At 45.8% G+C, this 15,772-nt stretch carries 22 protein-coding genes; 4 read left to right on the top strand and 18 right to left on the bottom strand.

Features of this window, described 5'->3' with window-relative positions:
• Window positions 1–10: 10 nt before the first annotated feature.
• The 3 genes from Psch_RS13240 to Psch_RS13250 all read right to left on the bottom strand — a co-directional run bounded on the left by Psch_RS13240 (window position 11) and on the right by Psch_RS13250 (window position 1,720).
• The gene (locus Psch_RS13240; protein ID WP_190258413.1) at window positions 11–925 is read right to left on the bottom strand and encodes a DnaD domain protein; all 915 of its coding nucleotides are present in this window, start codon (window positions 923–925) and stop codon (window positions 11–13) included.
• A gap of 22 nt (window positions 926–947) precedes the next feature.
• Entirely contained in the window at window positions 948–1,304 is a 357-nt protein-coding gene (locus Psch_RS13245; protein WP_190258414.1) for a DNA replication protein, read from the bottom strand.
• Window positions 1,305–1,432: 128 nt separating this feature from the next.
• On the bottom strand, window positions 1,433–1,720 hold the full coding sequence (locus Psch_RS13250; protein WP_243124112.1) for a helix-turn-helix domain-containing protein: 288 nt from the start codon (window positions 1,718–1,720) through the stop codon (window positions 1,433–1,435).
• Between the two features lie 114 nt (window positions 1,721–1,834).
• Between Psch_RS13250 and Psch_RS13255 the strand changes: the two genes are divergently transcribed.
• Together Psch_RS13255 and Psch_RS13260 are read left to right on the top strand one after the other, a co-directional pair.
• A complete protein-coding gene (locus tag Psch_RS13255; RefSeq protein ID WP_190258415.1) occupies window positions 1,835–2,200 on the top strand; it encodes a helix-turn-helix domain-containing protein in 366 nt (121 codons plus the stop codon).
• Window positions 2,175–3,179, top strand: coding sequence for an ImmA/IrrE family metallo-endopeptidase (locus Psch_RS13260; protein WP_190258416.1), 1,005 nt, complete (start codon window positions 2,175–2,177; stop codon window positions 3,177–3,179). The genes Psch_RS13255 and Psch_RS13260 overlap by 26 nt, the downstream gene beginning before the upstream one ends.
• A 24-nt stretch (window positions 3,180–3,203) precedes the next feature.
• On the opposite strand, the gene Psch_RS13265 is transcribed toward Psch_RS13260, so the two are convergent.
• The 5 genes from Psch_RS13265 to Psch_RS13285 form a co-directional block, all read right to left on the bottom strand.
• A complete protein-coding gene (locus Psch_RS13265; RefSeq protein WP_190258417.1) occupies window positions 3,204–3,386 on the bottom strand; it encodes a YvrJ family protein in 183 nt (60 codons plus the stop codon).
• Between the two features lie 160 nt (window positions 3,387–3,546).
• Window positions 3,547–4,254: a hypothetical protein gene (locus Psch_RS13270; protein ID WP_190258418.1), complete on the bottom strand. Its 708-nt coding sequence runs from the start codon at window positions 4,252–4,254 to the stop codon at window positions 3,547–3,549.
• Window positions 4,245–4,991, bottom strand: coding sequence for a hypothetical protein (locus Psch_RS13275; RefSeq protein WP_190258419.1), 747 nt, complete (start codon window positions 4,989–4,991; stop codon window positions 4,245–4,247). The genes Psch_RS13270 and Psch_RS13275 overlap by 10 nt, the downstream gene beginning before the upstream one ends.
• Window positions 4,978–5,880, bottom strand: coding sequence for an ABC transporter ATP-binding protein (locus Psch_RS13280; RefSeq protein WP_190258420.1), 903 nt, complete (start codon window positions 5,878–5,880; stop codon window positions 4,978–4,980). The genes Psch_RS13275 and Psch_RS13280 overlap by 14 nt, the downstream gene beginning before the upstream one ends.
• Window positions 5,877–6,266, bottom strand: coding sequence for a GntR family transcriptional regulator (locus tag Psch_RS13285; protein WP_190258421.1), 390 nt, complete (start codon window positions 6,264–6,266; stop codon window positions 5,877–5,879). The genes Psch_RS13280 and Psch_RS13285 overlap by 4 nt, the downstream gene beginning before the upstream one ends.
• A 339-nt stretch (window positions 6,267–6,605) precedes the next feature.
• Between Psch_RS13285 and Psch_RS21445 the strand changes: the two genes are divergently transcribed.
• Entirely contained in the window at window positions 6,606–6,734 is a 129-nt protein-coding gene (locus tag Psch_RS21445; RefSeq protein WP_282432468.1) for a hypothetical protein, read from the top strand.
• Window positions 6,735–6,798: 64 nt separating this feature from the next.
• On the opposite strand, the gene Psch_RS13290 is transcribed toward Psch_RS21445, so the two are convergent.
• From Psch_RS13290 to Psch_RS13300, 3 genes are all read right to left on the bottom strand, one after another.
• The gene (locus tag Psch_RS13290; protein ID WP_134220029.1) at window positions 6,799–6,981 is read right to left on the bottom strand and encodes a YvrJ family protein; all 183 of its coding nucleotides are present in this window, start codon (window positions 6,979–6,981) and stop codon (window positions 6,799–6,801) included.
• 199 nt (window positions 6,982–7,180) lie between these two features.
• A complete protein-coding gene (locus Psch_RS13295; RefSeq protein ID WP_190258422.1) occupies window positions 7,181–7,411 on the bottom strand; it encodes a DUF2922 domain-containing protein in 231 nt (76 codons plus the stop codon).
• A gap of 41 nt (window positions 7,412–7,452) precedes the next feature.
• Complete coding sequence (locus tag Psch_RS13300; protein WP_134220030.1) at window positions 7,453–7,677, bottom strand: DUF1659 domain-containing protein; 225 nt, start codon at window positions 7,675–7,677, stop codon at window positions 7,453–7,455.
• Window positions 7,678–7,877: 200 nt separating this feature from the next.
• On the opposite strand from Psch_RS13300, the gene Psch_RS13305 reads away from it, so the two are divergent.
• Window positions 7,878–8,009 carry an ATP-binding protein gene (locus Psch_RS13305; RefSeq protein ID WP_427910104.1) on the top strand — a complete coding sequence of 44 codons (132 nt, stop codon included), beginning with the start codon at window positions 7,878–7,880 and terminating at the stop codon, window positions 8,007–8,009.
• Between the two features lie 152 nt (window positions 8,010–8,161).
• Here the strand turns inward: Psch_RS13305 and Psch_RS13310 are convergent, their stop codons facing one another.
• The 7 genes from Psch_RS13310 to lexA all read right to left on the bottom strand — a co-directional run bounded on the left by Psch_RS13310 (window position 8,162) and on the right by lexA (window position 15,737).
• Window positions 8,162–8,482, bottom strand: coding sequence for a nucleoside triphosphate pyrophosphohydrolase (locus tag Psch_RS13310; protein WP_190258423.1), 321 nt, complete (start codon window positions 8,480–8,482; stop codon window positions 8,162–8,164).
• A gap of 217 nt (window positions 8,483–8,699) precedes the next feature.
• A complete protein-coding gene (locus Psch_RS13315; protein ID WP_243124113.1) occupies window positions 8,700–9,020 on the bottom strand; it encodes an ASCH domain-containing protein in 321 nt (106 codons plus the stop codon).
• Between the two features lie 22 nt (window positions 9,021–9,042).
• Window positions 9,043–9,741, bottom strand: coding sequence for a hypothetical protein (locus Psch_RS13320; RefSeq protein WP_134220033.1), 699 nt, complete (start codon window positions 9,739–9,741; stop codon window positions 9,043–9,045).
• Window positions 9,742–9,778: 37 nt separating this feature from the next.
• Window positions 9,779–10,117: a hypothetical protein gene (locus Psch_RS13325; RefSeq protein WP_190258425.1), complete on the bottom strand. Its 339-nt coding sequence runs from the start codon at window positions 10,115–10,117 to the stop codon at window positions 9,779–9,781.
• Between the two features lie 157 nt (window positions 10,118–10,274).
• Window positions 10,275–11,738, bottom strand: coding sequence for a 5-methylcytosine restriction system specificity protein McrC (locus tag Psch_RS13330; protein WP_205079628.1), 1,464 nt, complete (start codon window positions 11,736–11,738; stop codon window positions 10,275–10,277).
• Between the two features lie 8 nt (window positions 11,739–11,746).
• Window positions 11,747–13,219 carry an McrB family protein gene (locus Psch_RS13335; RefSeq protein ID WP_190258426.1) on the bottom strand — a complete coding sequence of 491 codons (1,473 nt, stop codon included), beginning with the start codon at window positions 13,217–13,219 and terminating at the stop codon, window positions 11,747–11,749.
• A gap of 85 nt (window positions 13,220–13,304) precedes the next feature.
• Window positions 13,305–15,737: a transcriptional repressor LexA gene (gene lexA, locus Psch_RS13340; protein ID WP_190258427.1), complete on the bottom strand. Its 2,433-nt coding sequence runs from the start codon at window positions 15,735–15,737 to the stop codon at window positions 13,305–13,307.
• Between the last annotated feature and the right edge of the window lie 35 nt (window positions 15,738–15,772).

Here is a 15,772-nt window from a genome sequence, read left to right on the forward strand (position 1 = left end):
GAAACCTCCCTTAAAGGTATAAGGACCTGATAAATTTTCTCTTTTTACTTTCATACGCATCTTGCTGACCGGCTTGTCCACTTTCCCGCGGGCTTCTCACCGGTTTCTCCTGGGGGATTTCAGCGACGGTGCGAACACCCGCTTTCTGCCAGTTGACCAGGATACCGCCGGTGTAGGCCAGGGTCCGCTTGTCCTGGAGGGCTGCTCTGGCCAGGGCGGCCAGGAGCAATTCCTCTGGAAATTCACGCTGCCATTTGGTTAACTGGCTAGCTTCTAACGGTGAAAGCGGCCTGCCGAATTCTTTGGCAAAGCGCTCTGTCAAATCAACGACTACTACTACCTTCTTAAGATCTTTATTCTTTAAATTCTTAGGCGCTTGGGAAGGCTTGCCGCTGTAGTGCCCAGACTTCCTCACGGGTACAGTCCCGGGTACAGGTACGGGTACAGTTTCCGTACCCATAGGTGTACTCGAGGCACTCTCCAAGGGTACCGTTGCTGTACCCGGTAACGCATCAACCAGTGTCATGGCTGTGTTTTTACCGGATATAGTTTCCGTACTGGCAGATGTACGCGATGCGCTCTCCACGGGTACAGCAACTGTACCCGACTGGTAATCCTGCCAGTTGGCCACACAGACCTTGACCCCATAGAACGGCTTGGCCTGCAGCTTGAGATAGCCGTTTTGCTCCAAGTATTTCAGGGCGTTTGAAACAGTGCTTTTGCTCATCTGCCGGCGGGCTTCACCGAGGACTTGCCGGATATGCTCGTAATTGAGCCACAGCTCTCCGACTTCCAGCTCCCGCGCCCGGTCGGGACGAGGGGCAGCCTCCAGAAGGCAATAGATCCACAGCTTGAAAGCCGTGCCCGGCATCTTTAAATGCCCGTTGTCTTTTAGTTTTCGCCACAGCTTGATCCAGCCCGCCAATGCTTTAAGCCTCCCCGCTGTTTCATTCGGACGCCACCAGCTTTAACTGGCAGCCAAACTTTGTCCGGGCGATGTTCTCCAGCGCCCTCGCCCGCCGGAAGATGGCCCTTGCCCTGGGCTTTAGGTGCCGGATGGCCACCTCCAGGTCCTCTAAGTCTTCAATCAGAAAGTAGCCGCCGCCCTCCGGCCCGGTGCTGCTGCCGATGGGCAGGCCCCGTTCCACCACCAGGCGGTAGATGATCTCACGAATTAACCTGTCATCAAGGCAGGCTATCCTGGTCAACCACCGGCGGCTGATGGCGTTCTTGTGGCCGGCCGGGATGCAGTCGAGGACTGCCTGCTCCCGCGGGCTTAAACCCTGGCAAATAAGCTTGTCCATTTTCACTTCCCCCCTTGCTTATCCTGAAAATAACATTCTCCCGCTGCCTTATAAAAATGTAGAAATGTGTCGCCTCAGCATATATCGTGAATTGCCCCGCCCCCTGGTTGGACCGGTATGGAGCGAGGCTATTCAGTTGTCAAATAGTTTGCTGGCGGTCCTACCAATTTGGTAGTATTTTGCTCATACAATTCCTCTGTAGTAACCCCTAACACTGAGGCTATTACATCAAGTTGTTCCGCTGTGATTTTACACCTGCCCGTCTCCAGGTAGTGATAGCCGATTCCGGTCTTATAACCAATTTTTTGGGCTATTTGCCGCTGTGTTAAATTCTTTTGCTTGCGCAAACCTCTGATTTTTTCTAAATTAACCCGGCGCATGTTCCTCACCTGCCATTTCAGTAATAAGTTAAGCATATCATAACCTACCATTATGGTAGATGTCAATATATCATTTTCCATTATGGTAGGTCTTGTTTTATTTTTTTTCCTGTGCTAAGATAAAACTACCAAATTGGCAAGCTAGATGGGATGATGGAGATGACACTTGGCAGGCGACTGAAAAAAGCGAGAGAAAGCAGGGAACTTACCCAAGTAGAGCTGGGCAGGCTTATTGGCGTTACCGATGCGACAATCAACCGCTACGAAAAGGACTTAAGGAGCCCCGACCCGTCCACGCTAAAAAAACTGGCAAGTGTACTTGAAACCTCCGTTGATTACCTCCTTGAAACTACAAAGGGACCAGACCATGACTTTGAGCAGCTATGGCCGGAAGGGATCAAGGTTCTTCGCCGGGCGCATAATAAGCTCAGCGACACTGAACGAGAAAGAATGTTAAGGCTAATAAATGCTTTTATCAAAGAGGCGGAAGATGAGGCCGAGAAGGGTAAGAAGTAGTTTTGCCAGGTCAAGGGCCCGGATTTATTTGAGAGAGAGCGGCATTACAAGCCCACCCGTCAATGTTATCCGGTTAATTGAAAAACACGGCAAAATAGTGTGGGACCCAAACGCGGGCAATGGCTTTACAATCTATTACGAAAAACTGGATACTTACTGTGTATTTATTAATCCGGAGACTATGCCGGGCAGACTTAGCTGGACTTTGTGCCATGAATTGGGACACATCGTCCTTGACCACTTTAATAAATATGACATGGCTAACCTGACCCCCTGGGAGGAAAAAATTCTCAACCGGGAAGCGGATATATTCGTCCGTGAGCTGCTTATGCCGGAGGATTGGGTTATAAAGTATTATTATCCACCTGTTACAGTGCCTCAAATGGGGGTATTGAAAGAGAAATTTGATGTATCGTGGGAAGCAATCAGTTACAGATTCAATGAATTAGGCATATGTAAAAAATTAGATATAGACGAAATGTTTTATGATTGGGACAGCAAGGGAGATAGCATAACGTATCTCCCTTATAATTTTATTGAGGACAAAAAACCGGTTAATCAGTATGTTATCGAGGTAAATTATTGCACTTCTATGAAGCCGGGGAGGGCCATCGCGATGACAGTTCCATTTAAAATCCCTCGCAATGACGCGAAAATGAGATTTTTGGAGTGCCCTGTGTGCGGCAATAATCGCTTTTCTTATGACGCAAGCTTTTGTAAAATATGCGGCCTTTATCTTTTCAACGACTGCCTCCGCTCTCCATACGACCCCAGGAGGGATTACGAAGATGAATGCGGGCGGGCCAATGTTGCTAATGCTCTTTACTGTGAGCACTGCGGCGCCAAAACGATGCTTTGCGAACAAATGGAAAGCCTGGGCTATGAAGTTGAGAAGATTAGAGAAATTGCCTTAGCCGGCGAAAACGAGACCACAGTCCGGACAGAGCCGCCGCTAAACGAGGATAAAATTCACAGCTAGCGGGCATTTGCGCTCACAAAAGACTCACCCGCTGATAATTTTGCCGATTTCTTCCGCATCAAGCCCGCTTTGCCTGGCCACAACAATCGTCAGGGAGTTAATGCTTTTTTGCAAATCCTTAATCACAGGCTCTATCTTGATCAGCAGGTACCCGGCCACCACCATCGGGAAGCCGTAATTGGCTGCAAGTTTGAAGATTTCCTCCACAGGTTTTCACCACCTTACACTTTCATCTATCGGTGACTTATACTACCACCTTAACGGAATGTATAAGGTAGGGGGTTAATCCCCTACCTTATTTTTGGCTTAATTGTACCAACCGTTTATGTATTTCACAAGCAAACAGTATGGTGTTCCGAAATCCGGACTACTCGTTTAAAAAATGAATATCGTTTTCCGTGCTTTCGTCCGTATCAATCAGGAGGTCTTCCGGTATTCGCAGATAGAGAACCGTATCACCAAAGAAGTAGTCCGTTCTTTTCATAGAAAAACCCGTGCCGCTGAACTGAGCCATAGTGAAGTCATGATAAAACCGGATCGCTTCCAGATGAATCCTTTCCGGCTGAAGTATTTCTAACTGATTATCTTTCAGCCGGATATCCGGCGGATTAGCCAGCGTTAAACGGTTTGATGATTTTGGGGCGTAGCTTAATACCTCCAGCTTGCCGTCGCGGACATCTTTTCTCTCCAGGACAATGCGAGTAGAATACCGTTCATAATCAGGGGCTGTTATTTTCAGGCGTTCTTCCTGATAATCAAAACTCCACCGGGCAATGATCTCCGCGCCTTCGTAATTGTCCAACCGGCCTTCATTGAACGCATCGTAAAACGCATTGATCTGGGAATCATGATAAGAATACTGTCCCGGCCCGATCTCAATAACTTCGAACGGCTCCGGCGTACTAGATTTCGCAATCGCGTAAAACACAGGGACGGAGACAAATAAAAGGGCCATATAGAAGCCGACCACCAGGCGGGTCTTACCCAGCGAAATGCGGACTTTGCTGAAGGCAACAAACGCAATGATAATCAGCAGAAGGAGCAGCAGGGTTATCAACGAAGCAATCAATGCCATTTCCTGACCTCCATTCTATTGAAAAACAGAATTACACATCCAAAAACGATGGACGATACAAGAACAACCTTCAGGGCGAGGAGCGCGTGGGAACCTTCTGTGGAAAAAAACTCAATAGCGCTGATTAGTGTCCGGGCCTGGCCGGTACTTCGGGCCTCCATAAACAATGTGCCAAAAAACAGGCCCGGTAGCAGCACGACAAAAGCAGGGTGCTGTTGCGTCAGCATGCCGATGAGATACCCGATGATGCTGAGAAGCGCCGCATAAAGGGTGGCGGCGAAGATGCCGCTTAGTAAAGCCGGCGGCGCAATCCAAAAGGCGGGACCGGCATCTACCCCGCCATGGGAAAGGAACATGACCACACGCAACAGTAGGCCGCATAATGTGGCGGTAACCCCGGCGATGACGGCGGCGGTGAGCAGAAAGGCCAGGCTGGAAAGGTGGCTGCTCAGACGATTTGAAACAAAGGTAAAATCCGTTTTGAACCCGTTGTTGGCCATACTGATTCCGATACTGAAAGCCCAGATTAAAGTAAAGATGATGATCATATCGCCGGTAACATATTTTATGGTGTAAGATATGCCCTGATTGCTGCCCCCCGAGGAGCCCACGCCATTAAGGGAGAAGAGAAACGCCAGCAACTGCACTGCAATCAAGGTGTAGAACAGGCCCGCGTGGGCTTTTGTCTTATAGTGATACTGCGTTTTTGCCACGGCAAGTATGCTAGTTTCGGTCAAAGACATCATCGATCCCTCCTTTGTTCCGCGCTGTCAGGTACATACAAAGATCGTCGGTGGCTACTGGTGAAATCGCCACGCCTTCGAGGCGGGCCTTTTGCATTTCCTCTTCTGCAAATTGGTTGCGGACGGCCATATACACGCTGTCCTTCCCCAGCTTTTTCCGGTATAAGACCTCGGCTTTTTCGGCCATCTCCGCAATAGTTTCCTCTTTGCCCTGCAGCCCGACGGCGTATTCTTTCAACTCATCGATAGGTATATGCAGGCATTTTTCGCCGTCCTTGATCAGTAAAAGATCATCTAAAATGTCGTTGATTTCATTCAATAAGTGACTGGATAGAATGACGGTACGCGGATGCTGCATAAAGTCTTTTAACAGTGCACGGTAAAAATCTTTCCGCACCGCCGCGTCCATGCCGGTAGTGGGCTCATCAAAGATGGTCAGCGGACAGCGGGCGGCGAGGCCGAGAATCGCATTAAAGGCGCTGCGCATACCTTTGGAAAGCTTGCTGTGATATTGCCCGGGATGCAGATTGAAGTATGTGAACAGCCCCACGGCTAATTTATGATCCCAATTTGCATAGAAGCGGCCCGCGGATTCCAGAATTTCACCGAGATTCATTGATGCAGGCAAGACCATGTTTTCATCCACAAAAATCATGTTGGCGGAAACCTTGATATTGTTGAATGGGTTTTCTGAGAAAACCTGTATACTGCCTGCATTAGGGAGCAGGTATCCGGCAATCATCTTCAAAAGTGTGGTTTTTCCGGCGCCGTTTCGTCCGATTAGTCCGGTGATTTTATTGGGTGCCAGTGTGAAAGACAGGTTGTTGATCGCCGTGGTTCGCCCGAATGTTTTTGTCAGCCCGCTGCAATCAACGACATTCATTGTGCTCCCTCCTCCTTTGCCTGAAGTTCTGCCGCTACTAGCATTTTAATCAGGTCGTCCTTACTAACGTTCAGGCGCTTTGCTTCGGCGACCAACTCCAACACCAGTTGTTTTAAATTGCGTTTTATTCGTTTGCTGCGAATGGCCTCTCTGGCGTGGGAGGATACAAACATGCCAAGCCCTCTTTTCTTATACAAGAGTTTTTCGTCGGCCAAAATATTCAACCCTTTGGCAGCGGTGGCCGGGTTGACGTTAAACATGTCCGCCAATTGGTACTGGGAATACATTTTTTCATCGCTGGCGATGTTGCCGTTTAGAATCTCCATTTCAAGCCATTCTGCAATCTGGACATAAATCGGCTTTAGACTGTCTGTATCCAGCAGCAAACGCTCACCTCCCCATCACCTGCTGGTAGTATAGTGAATTACTAATGTAATGCACTATACTACGATCTCTGCTTTGATGTCAATAGAAAACTGCTGATAAATCATCCTATCTCCCCCTGGAAGACCGCCGGTTTGACCGAGGGATTAAGGTTGCAGGATGAGCATTTCGTCCTGCGCCATAAACAATAAATGTTGCTGCACAGTTCAAAGATTACTCGGCACAAGAAAGGTACTCTTTTTAAATAGCACAAAAAAACCCTCGATATTCCTTACGAAGTTGAATGCGGGCGGGCCAATGTTGCTAATGCTCTTTACTGTGAGCACTGCGGCGCCAAAACGATGCTTTGCGAACAAATGGAAAGCCTGGGCTATGAAGTTGAGAAGATTAGAGAAATTGCCTCAGCCGGCGAAAACGAGACCACAGTCCCGACAGAGCCGCCGCTAAACGAGGATAAAATTCAGCTGTAAAACTTAAAGGAAATGTCCGCCTCTATATCTTCATAGATAGCGGACATTTGCGCTCACAAAAGACTCACCCACTGATAATTTTGCCGATTTCTTCCGCATCAATCCCGCTTTGCCTGGCCACAACAATCGTCAGGGAGTTAATGCTTTTTTGCAAATCCTTCATCACAGGCTCTATCTTGATCAGCAGGTACCCGGCCACCACCATCGGGAAGCCGTAATTGGCTGCAAGTTTGAAGATTTCTTCCATCGTTTTCCCCCCTTACACTTTCATGGCTTGCATCGGGTTTGCCCTTGTATACCGCGTCGGCAGCATGGGCATCTATCTTGTGCATATTTGCAATCATCCTATTTATTGACCGCCATGTCCGGCTTCCTTGCAGAAAAAGGGAGGAATTATCCTCCCTTTCCGGCCGGTTGCACATCCATATTAAGCTCCGGCAGTGCTTTTAAACAGGCGGCGTATAAAGATCAGTCGTTTCTGTAGAAATGATCTTAGCGTCATATTTGCTGACCAAATCGCCACCGGAAGTGGTGAAAATGTTCTTCGCGATAACCAGGTCCATAGCCGTTTCAACCGCAGCAGCTGTAAGATCTGGTTTGGGATTGTCCAGGCTGATATTGACGGTATTGCCTGTCTGGTTCTTAAAACTCATCCGCAGGGTTGTAGTTGTCGCCAATGAATTTCCCTCCTCTCTCAAGTGTTACGAGGTATTTTTACTTAAGCTTGGATCAATGCAGCATTATCCACTCTGGTAATACCGTTTAGTTCATAATCCTGCAAAGCAGCAAGGGCGCCTGCCACATCAAAAATGTCTTGATCTAGCGCAGCTGATTTGACATTGTTCAAACTCTTGCTCCGCAGGATCGGGCTGCCGCTCTCGCTATCGCCAACATGCAGTACCAGCCTGAGAACAGAGTTTCCGGGCACTTTAGTGACTGCCATTTCATTATCCCCCCCTTGCGGCTTTATTTGTGGGCAGGTCCCAACCGGTAAGCAAGGACCCGCCAAAACAAAAAGACCGGCAGAATTTACCGGTCAGTTATAGTATACCAATCGTACGTATGTTCGTCAAGTGTTAATTCTTGTTTTTTTACCCTACGGGCAAAGTCTTTTAGCTCGATTTTCCCCTTCTGTTTGGGGAGTTGTTTGGTGACAATGCCTTAACCGTGGCTTTACTGGATCGGATAACGCACCATGCTCATGTTATCATCCCCTTCATCGGTGAGTCCTACCGGTTTAAGGAAAGCAGAGAAAAACTGGAGCTAACAAACTAAAGTACGCAAAGTAACTGCCTTAGGGTGGTCAATTTTTTGGCTGTCACGGTGGTAAACTTTTCGCTTGACACTACGACCCGCTGGCTATGCAACTGATTGTATGCCCACCGGTATACTTTCCAGTTGTGGTACACCACAAGCTGGGCACACTCCTAATCCTCAATGACTTCCTTTAATAACAGCCTTTTTTCAAAAGCGCCCCGCTCTGCAGCCTTTTTCTCCCGCAGGCTATGAAAATCGTTGATTTCAACACCCTTATACTTTAAAATGGAGTAGATTACCTCAACCAGGTCAGCCAGTTCATCAACACTATCGCTAGCCAGATAGTCCTGCAGCTCTTCACCGAGTTTCTGATCAAGAAATTCCTTGTAGGCTTTATCAGTAAGACTCTCAACCACGGCCCTCTTGCCGCTTTTTTTAATAATCTCCGGAATCCTATCCCGCACAAGCTTGTTATATGTAATGGTTTTCATTTATGCACGCCCTAGCTATTCATAATATAAGTTGAGATGTTACGGATACCCGTTGCAGCAAATCCGCCCGGTGGCGCTCACGTAATTCCTCATCGAGTCTGCCCCACCGCTCATGGTTCAAATCCTCCCAATGCCCTTTATACTCAGGTGGTCAAAGATTGACATAAATATAGCAGGGCTCCGGAATTTAACTAAATCCATGCCCTGCTTTTTTTATTTATACATAAACAAATGACTGGGGTGCAAAATTCAATCCAAAGTCAGAAAGACTACGTGGCTTACTGTATTTTTTGACATTGCCCAAACGGTAGGCAACCGCTCTTTCCTTATTATGGAAATATTGATCATAAAAAACCTTTGTTATACCCGCATATTCTGATGTAATTTGCCATACTTGCTCGGGTTCATCTACAATGATCTCCATTACTTGAGCCTCACCAACCACTTGCATGACAGGAGAAGTTGCATAAATAATAATCTTGTCAACATCCTCACGACAGCGCACTTTTCTAAAATCAAACAATTTGTTCCCATTCATTATATTTTCCACATGTTCTGGATTAATCGATAATAACATTTTGCACATCTATATCACCCATTTCTAGTATACTAAAAAATTCCTTTGGAGTGTACCTTATATTATATGGGTATTCTTCAAAAAGCCCGGCTTGTTTTAAACTATTAAAATTAACATTGTGCCCCTTACCAAAGTAACCATTATATAGCAGTTCTAATAGTACCAGGTTCTTTTTCTTAGCGTAAATACTATTTAAGGACTTTTCGTCAAATATTGTTTTATTACCAGCCAGACTGACAAAATCGTCAACGCTCATTAATGATGTATTTGATCTTTTCACTACAGTTAAACTAGCAATCGTGCAGAAGGATGTTGCAACAGATTTAAAAGCAGCTCTTCCTTTTGTACCGGTATATTTTCTATAAATTATCACTGGTTCGCCTACTTGATGATGCATTGGTGAAGAAGGCGCCCCTATATATACCTTTAACACACCGTTACCTGCTGTTTCTTCTTCAATCTCATTTTTATTTCCTTTTAGTTCGGAGTAAGGGAATAAAATATCATGATATCTGTCCTCGATAGGAATCATGCCGGCTTTTTTAAAATTTGGTTCTATAAATGGAAACGATTTAAAGGGATCTGTATAATCAATATGTTTTCTACTCTTAAGAAATACGCACTCACCTCGTGGATTCATACCAACACATACAAATCCAAATCTTTCAAATAAATTTATCAATTCTTTATGCTTCTTAAATACTGTAAGATAGATTTCATCATATCTTAGTTCCTGCCATTTCCAAAGCGAAACACCAAGTGCACCTTCTCCTAATCTCTGTACTTCTAAACCTCTCTGCTAAACGAAAAGTGCCGATCTTTATTCGCGGTATTGCTGGTAAGATTTTATCTATTAGTAAAATTTGCTCATTCTCTTCTTTGAGATAAACAAATGAACCGACCCCACGATCATCATTGAAAACTAGTGCACGCTCACCTCCTTCTCCTTTTTTCTTGAACCATGTTGTAAATTCCTCATAGTCTGATTTAAGCGAATCGAAGAATACGTCTCGCAAATCAACTTCTGAAAACTTGCGCCACTCAAACTTACCAGCCATTGTAATACCCCCTTATTTATTTTCAATGTGGACTATTAATTGCTGAAATTTCAAGTGGTCAAGTCCCATATCATCAAAATAACCCTAATAAAACCGCTTCATTTAAGTTTTTAACATATTTATATAATATGTTTAAATCATTCATTACCATCCTTCCTCAACTTACTGCCACTGCTAGCGTTTGGACCATTTCCTCCACATCAGCTTCCATGGGAATGGCCATCAGTACCAGGTTGACGCTTCTTCTGCCGGCGTTGAGAGCAGCACGGTGGTAAAGCATGCCACGTTTTTTCAAGGACTCCCAGGTATGCTTTTGGCAGGGATACACCAGGCAACTGGTTATTCTACTGGCTTCGGACAGTGTGGAATAGGCAAGCACTTGCAGCAAATCCGCTCGGTGGCGCTCACGTAATTCCTCATCGAGCCTGCCCCACCGTTCTTGGTTCAAATCCTCCCAGTGCCCTTTATACTTGGCATCAAAGATGATCGTCTCCTTTTCACCCCGTGCAGATAAACGCTCCAGAGTTAAATCCGGCAATAAGTATTTTTGGGATCCGATATAAGGCGGGTCCCAAACCAACGGGGCAACAGTCTCCCTTTTGCGGCCCACGTGCAGGACACCCCCAATGCGCCTGGTAAGCGCCGCTGCAACGGTTTCCATCCAGGCTTCAAAAAACTCCTCCATTGGCATTACCCAGGGCAACCCCTGCATATCACCGAGCCCGGCCAACCCCCTGTCTTCAATAGCCCATTCCATTGCCTGCAAGCCATCATGGAAAACCCTGGTACGGACCGAACCCCGGTACCAGGCGCCCAATGTTACAGCGGTAGGCTGTTTCGGGATAACACTTCGCACTCGCTCCAGCAAGGATTGGCAGATACCGATTAACTGCAATACAATAGCCCCGGCATTTCTCTGGCCTTCTAAACTAGCCAGCTGTTTGCGCAGGGTAAAATGGACCGCCGCCTTTAATTCTCTGTCATCTCGCAGATCGGGATAACGGCAGGGCACATCCAGAAACCGGGCTGCAGAGATATTGGATGTAATATAACGGGACCACCGTATGTTGCCGCGTGGTGCCTGAAGGTTTGACTCGGCTAACTCAAACCTTCTTTCCAAGCAATCCAGCAGTTCCTTGATACGCAAAAGGATAGTTGTCGACAACACCCATTGAGGAATTTTACGGTCAGAACGCGGCAACAAGGGCAGTTGCAGTAAAGACGGGACTACCCGCCACCCCATCTTGCCAAGCATTGAGCCGATGCCCGGCCAATCAAAACGAGGCTTAATAATGAGCCCGTAATCCGGTTTACCTGAGGTAGGTGATAACAGTGGAATGGCACCTACCCTCGTGCCGGTTTGAAGAACTACATCTACCGAGCTACCATCATAATCTAACCCAGCCGAAATACCGAAATTCTTAAGGATGCCCTCATTTTGCCGGATGAATTGCTTTGCCAGGCGAGCCGCCATGGATTGTGGTTCTCGGGGCAGATTACCTTTTAGAAAGGAAACGGCCGGAAGGCAGGCCATAGAGGAGTCAACAACTTCAAAACAAGGGGATTCACCCGGTTTTATCGGTACAATGGGGTTTCTATTAACACTTCTGCGTCGTTTCATTGCAGCCTTCATCCCTGCAAGCTCTCTATCCATTGCAGATAGGCATTGATCGGGTCGGCAAAGCCTGCCACATAACCCTGGATGAGGTATTCTTCTAAGAGCGGCGCCAAATTTACTTTAAGATATCTGGCAGCTTTCGCATCGTCTTTTTCCAAGAAATATGAATGTCCAGGTACCAGGGCTAAAGCGTCATCGCTGGCATATTCAATAAAAATGGTCACCAGTTCCATAAACGCCTTATTCATTAGCTCTCCGGCATTCTCTTGCACCACTTTCAATTGCGGCCAGAGTTTAACAAAGGCAAACCTGCGCCGGACAGCAACATCTACAATGGCAATACTACGGTCAGCACTGTTCATGGTACCCAATATGTAAAGGTTATCTGGCAATTGGAGTTTGTTTTGAAAAGGCTCTCCAAAATCATAAGGCAGCTCTAATTCTCTTTGTTCATCAGAGCGTGATTCCAGTAGAAATATAGCTTCCCCAAGGACCTTCGCTAAATCGGCCCGGTTAATCTCGTCGATATGAAGCAAATACGGCTTGCCTGGGTATTGGAAAGCCATATTGGCTGCCTTCATTAAAAACCCTTGTTGTGGGGCAAAGCGGAAACCCATGACGTCAGATGTTTGCACGGGTGCCAAACCGCCCACAAAATTCTCATAGGTGGTGTTGGGGTGAAACTGAATGGAGAAACCATTACCTTTATAGGCCTTATGTAAAAGTTGCAAAGCCATACGAGTTTTCCCAGTACCCGGAGGTCCCTGTAAAGCAACAAAGCGGCGTTCCTGGAGAAGCCCATATACCTCCTCTTCAGTGACGTCCGGCATTAAGTGGGTAAAATATTCGGAGCGAATCCGCTCACCATCTTCTGCAGCGGATTTTAACGGATAGATGCCACGTTCTTCAAACATCAAATCCAGAAAAGCCTTTAGAGCATCTGCAGTAGCATCTAAATTGGCGTTAGGTACAAAAAAACCATAGATCACCTTGCCATAGCGTTCAAAGACGGAATTGTACCCTGGAAAAAACCGTTTGATGTTACCCGGCACATCCAGGTCTATTCTCACCGGCTCCTGTTTAGCCCAAGCAACTAGATTCCCCTGGCCATATTTTTTATTGAGCCAATTACAAATGGCTGAGACTTTCCGACCGTGGCCGGGTCGCGCCAGAACCTCTTCATCGGGGCTTAATCCCTGCGTCCCAATACTCATTGCCAACACACTTGGGCCATCGGTGATGGGAAATATACCAAAGCTCATTCCTCCATAGGAACCAGAGTCAGGGTTGGAGGGATGAATCAATGAGACAAATGGAACCCCGGTCCCTCCTTTAAATTCAGGGGCACGAAGGGTTACTACCTTATTGGCCTTATCGGGATAACGCCCCCCGCTGGCACCAAATATTTCTGCAAAGGCGCTTTTAGCTTTATCTGACCAGCTTTCAGTTCCATTGTCGTGAACAAGATTAATTAGTTGATTCATATGTATCCATTCAATCTCCTTACTCTGAAATATGGCCAGCATATATACACGGTTATTAATGTTAAAATCCCTTCATCTATTTCCTCTATAACTTCTTAAGCAGACCAATCACAATACCATTAATTTGAACCTGGTCAGGGTTTAAATTTATTGGTTCATACCTTGAGTTTTCAGGTATCAGCAGTACACTGTCACCCATCTGCATGTATCGCTTCAATGTCGCTTCATCATCTAGCAGGGCAATCACAATCTGTCCGTTATCCGCCGTAGACTGTTTGTTGACAATAACATAATCACCCACATCAATGCCTGCATCCTTCATGCTATCACCAACCACCTCCAGCATAAATGTATTTTTGGGCTGACTCATCCAGGTTAGCGGTAGCGTGAAGCGATCCTTGATTTCCTCATTCACTTTTAAAGGGCTGCCAGCTATCACATCACCCAAAACAGGAATGTCCATAACTTCAACATCTGGGATAGCCAGTTCTGAATCCCAGCGTTTTAATGATATAACTCCAGGCTCTTCACTGTCGCGTTCGTAAATCATATCCGGCTGGTTACGGTAGCTTTTATAACAGTACCTTTGCAATGTATCCGGCAACATTAAATTATTAAAACGTGGCAGATCCTCTATCTCGTCTAAATCCCTGTCCATAATTTTCAAGCTGTGGCCATCCGTAATTAAGCAGTACCGCACCGTATCTAACAACCGCATATAGGAGGCGGCCTGTTTTTCTGCATCAACAATACCCGCCCGGTATTTTTTAGTTTCTACCAGTATGTAGGGAACCCACTTTCCCTGGAAATAAATTTTAACAATAATATCGGCAAATCCTTTCCGGGAAAAATCCATTACCGGATATTCCACTTCCAGCATTTCTTCTTTATAACCGTATGAATCTATCAACTCTCTCAGAATCCACTGCCGGATCGTCTCTTCTTTTGCATAAACATCCAGGATCTTATCCTTTTTTAGATAGTCAGTTATACTAATCGGGTATAGAGGTTTGAGGCATGTATTTCTCCGGAAACGCAGATAAGCAGTGTCGATCTCCTGGATAAAGCGAGATGGTTTTTGGTGGCTGCTCAGGTAGAGCAAATCATTAGCCCGAGTCATACCGACATAGAGCAACTTCCTTTCATCAGACTCAAGCACTTTATCATCATCTTCACTCATTCCTCCAGTAAACGGGATTACTCCTTCATTGATGCAGATAATCAGTACTACTTTAAATTCCAATCCCTTAATTGAATGCATGGTGCACACCTTCACCATATCGCTTTCAAAATTCGGGTTGTCGCGGTCTAAAATCTCGCATGGCAACTTCTGTTGTGCTAGATAATGCTGAGCTTCCTGAGCTATCCGCCTCTCTTTGGCAATTATGCATATTTCCGAAAGCTTATATTCACTTGATAGTTCATGGATGGTCACTTTTATATGATCCAATTCTTCTTTTAAAGTGGCGAAATTCCGGTAAATTGGATAATGGCCTTTACGGTCCACTAGCAAAGGCTTGACGAAATCGGTGTCGTTCTTCAGAGTTTCATCTTTTTCCTGCAGCGAATAAGCCGCCTCAGAAATCTGGGTGGTTGTCCGATAATTTTTGGAAAGAGTCCTGCTTTTACCGCTCATATCGTAACCCAGAGTAGTATAGCTCCTGCCCTTACCCAACCAGGAGTGCGTATAAATGCTCTGCGCATTATCGGCAATAAATGTAATGCTAGAATAAGGCTTAGGCTTATAGATGCGTTTAACCATTTCCAGCTGTGCCTTCGTCAGATCCTGGCTCTCGTCAATAATAATGTGGGTATAGGTTTCCGCGTCTTTCACCGGGGATGTCAAGGCAATTTTATTTAACATCCGGAATTCCGTAAGTTTGTCCTTTGTCATTAATTCTTGATAAATCTCTTTAAGTTCGAAAATCGAGGATCGGATCTCAGAGTTTTTCAAAAGCTTCTGAGGCGTTTTCTGCATCACATTGGTAGCCCTGCCGGTCCGGTCCACTTGCTGGTACTCTTCCAGCGTTTCAATTAAACAGGCGTCAATCCATTCTATTTCATCAATGAGAAAGTTTGCATTTTTATGGTTGATTATCTTAGTTGCCGGTCCTTTTTCTGCTAAAAGATAAATCGCTTTCGACATCAGGCTGAATTTATCGTTATTAGAGGCAAATTTGATATTAGTATCTGAGCAACATTTCCGATAATATGAATAAACGATGCTATCGATAGTTTTAATATCTACCTTCCCTTCAGTGCTTAGCAGCTCTCCTATGCTGATCTGGTCTTCAGGGTTCTCAACCTTGTTATAAAGGTACTTGATATAGTTCCGCAAAGTTTTATTAAAGGTGACCAGTAGAACCTTGTCGTCCTTCTCAAGACAATACCTCTTCATAAGATGAGAAATCCGATGCACAGCCACCGTGGTCTTTCCACTACCGGCAACACCTTTAATTAAAATATGTCCGGAAGGTTCCATCAAGATCAGCTTTTTCTGTTCGAGGTTTAACTGCATAATACTACCTCCAGGTTTCATGCTTCCAAGGGCTC

It is taken from the genome of Pelotomaculum schinkii (assembly GCF_004369205.1).
GTDB classification, from domain to species: domain Bacteria; phylum Bacillota; class Desulfotomaculia; order Desulfotomaculales; family Pelotomaculaceae; genus Pelotomaculum_C; species Pelotomaculum_C schinkii.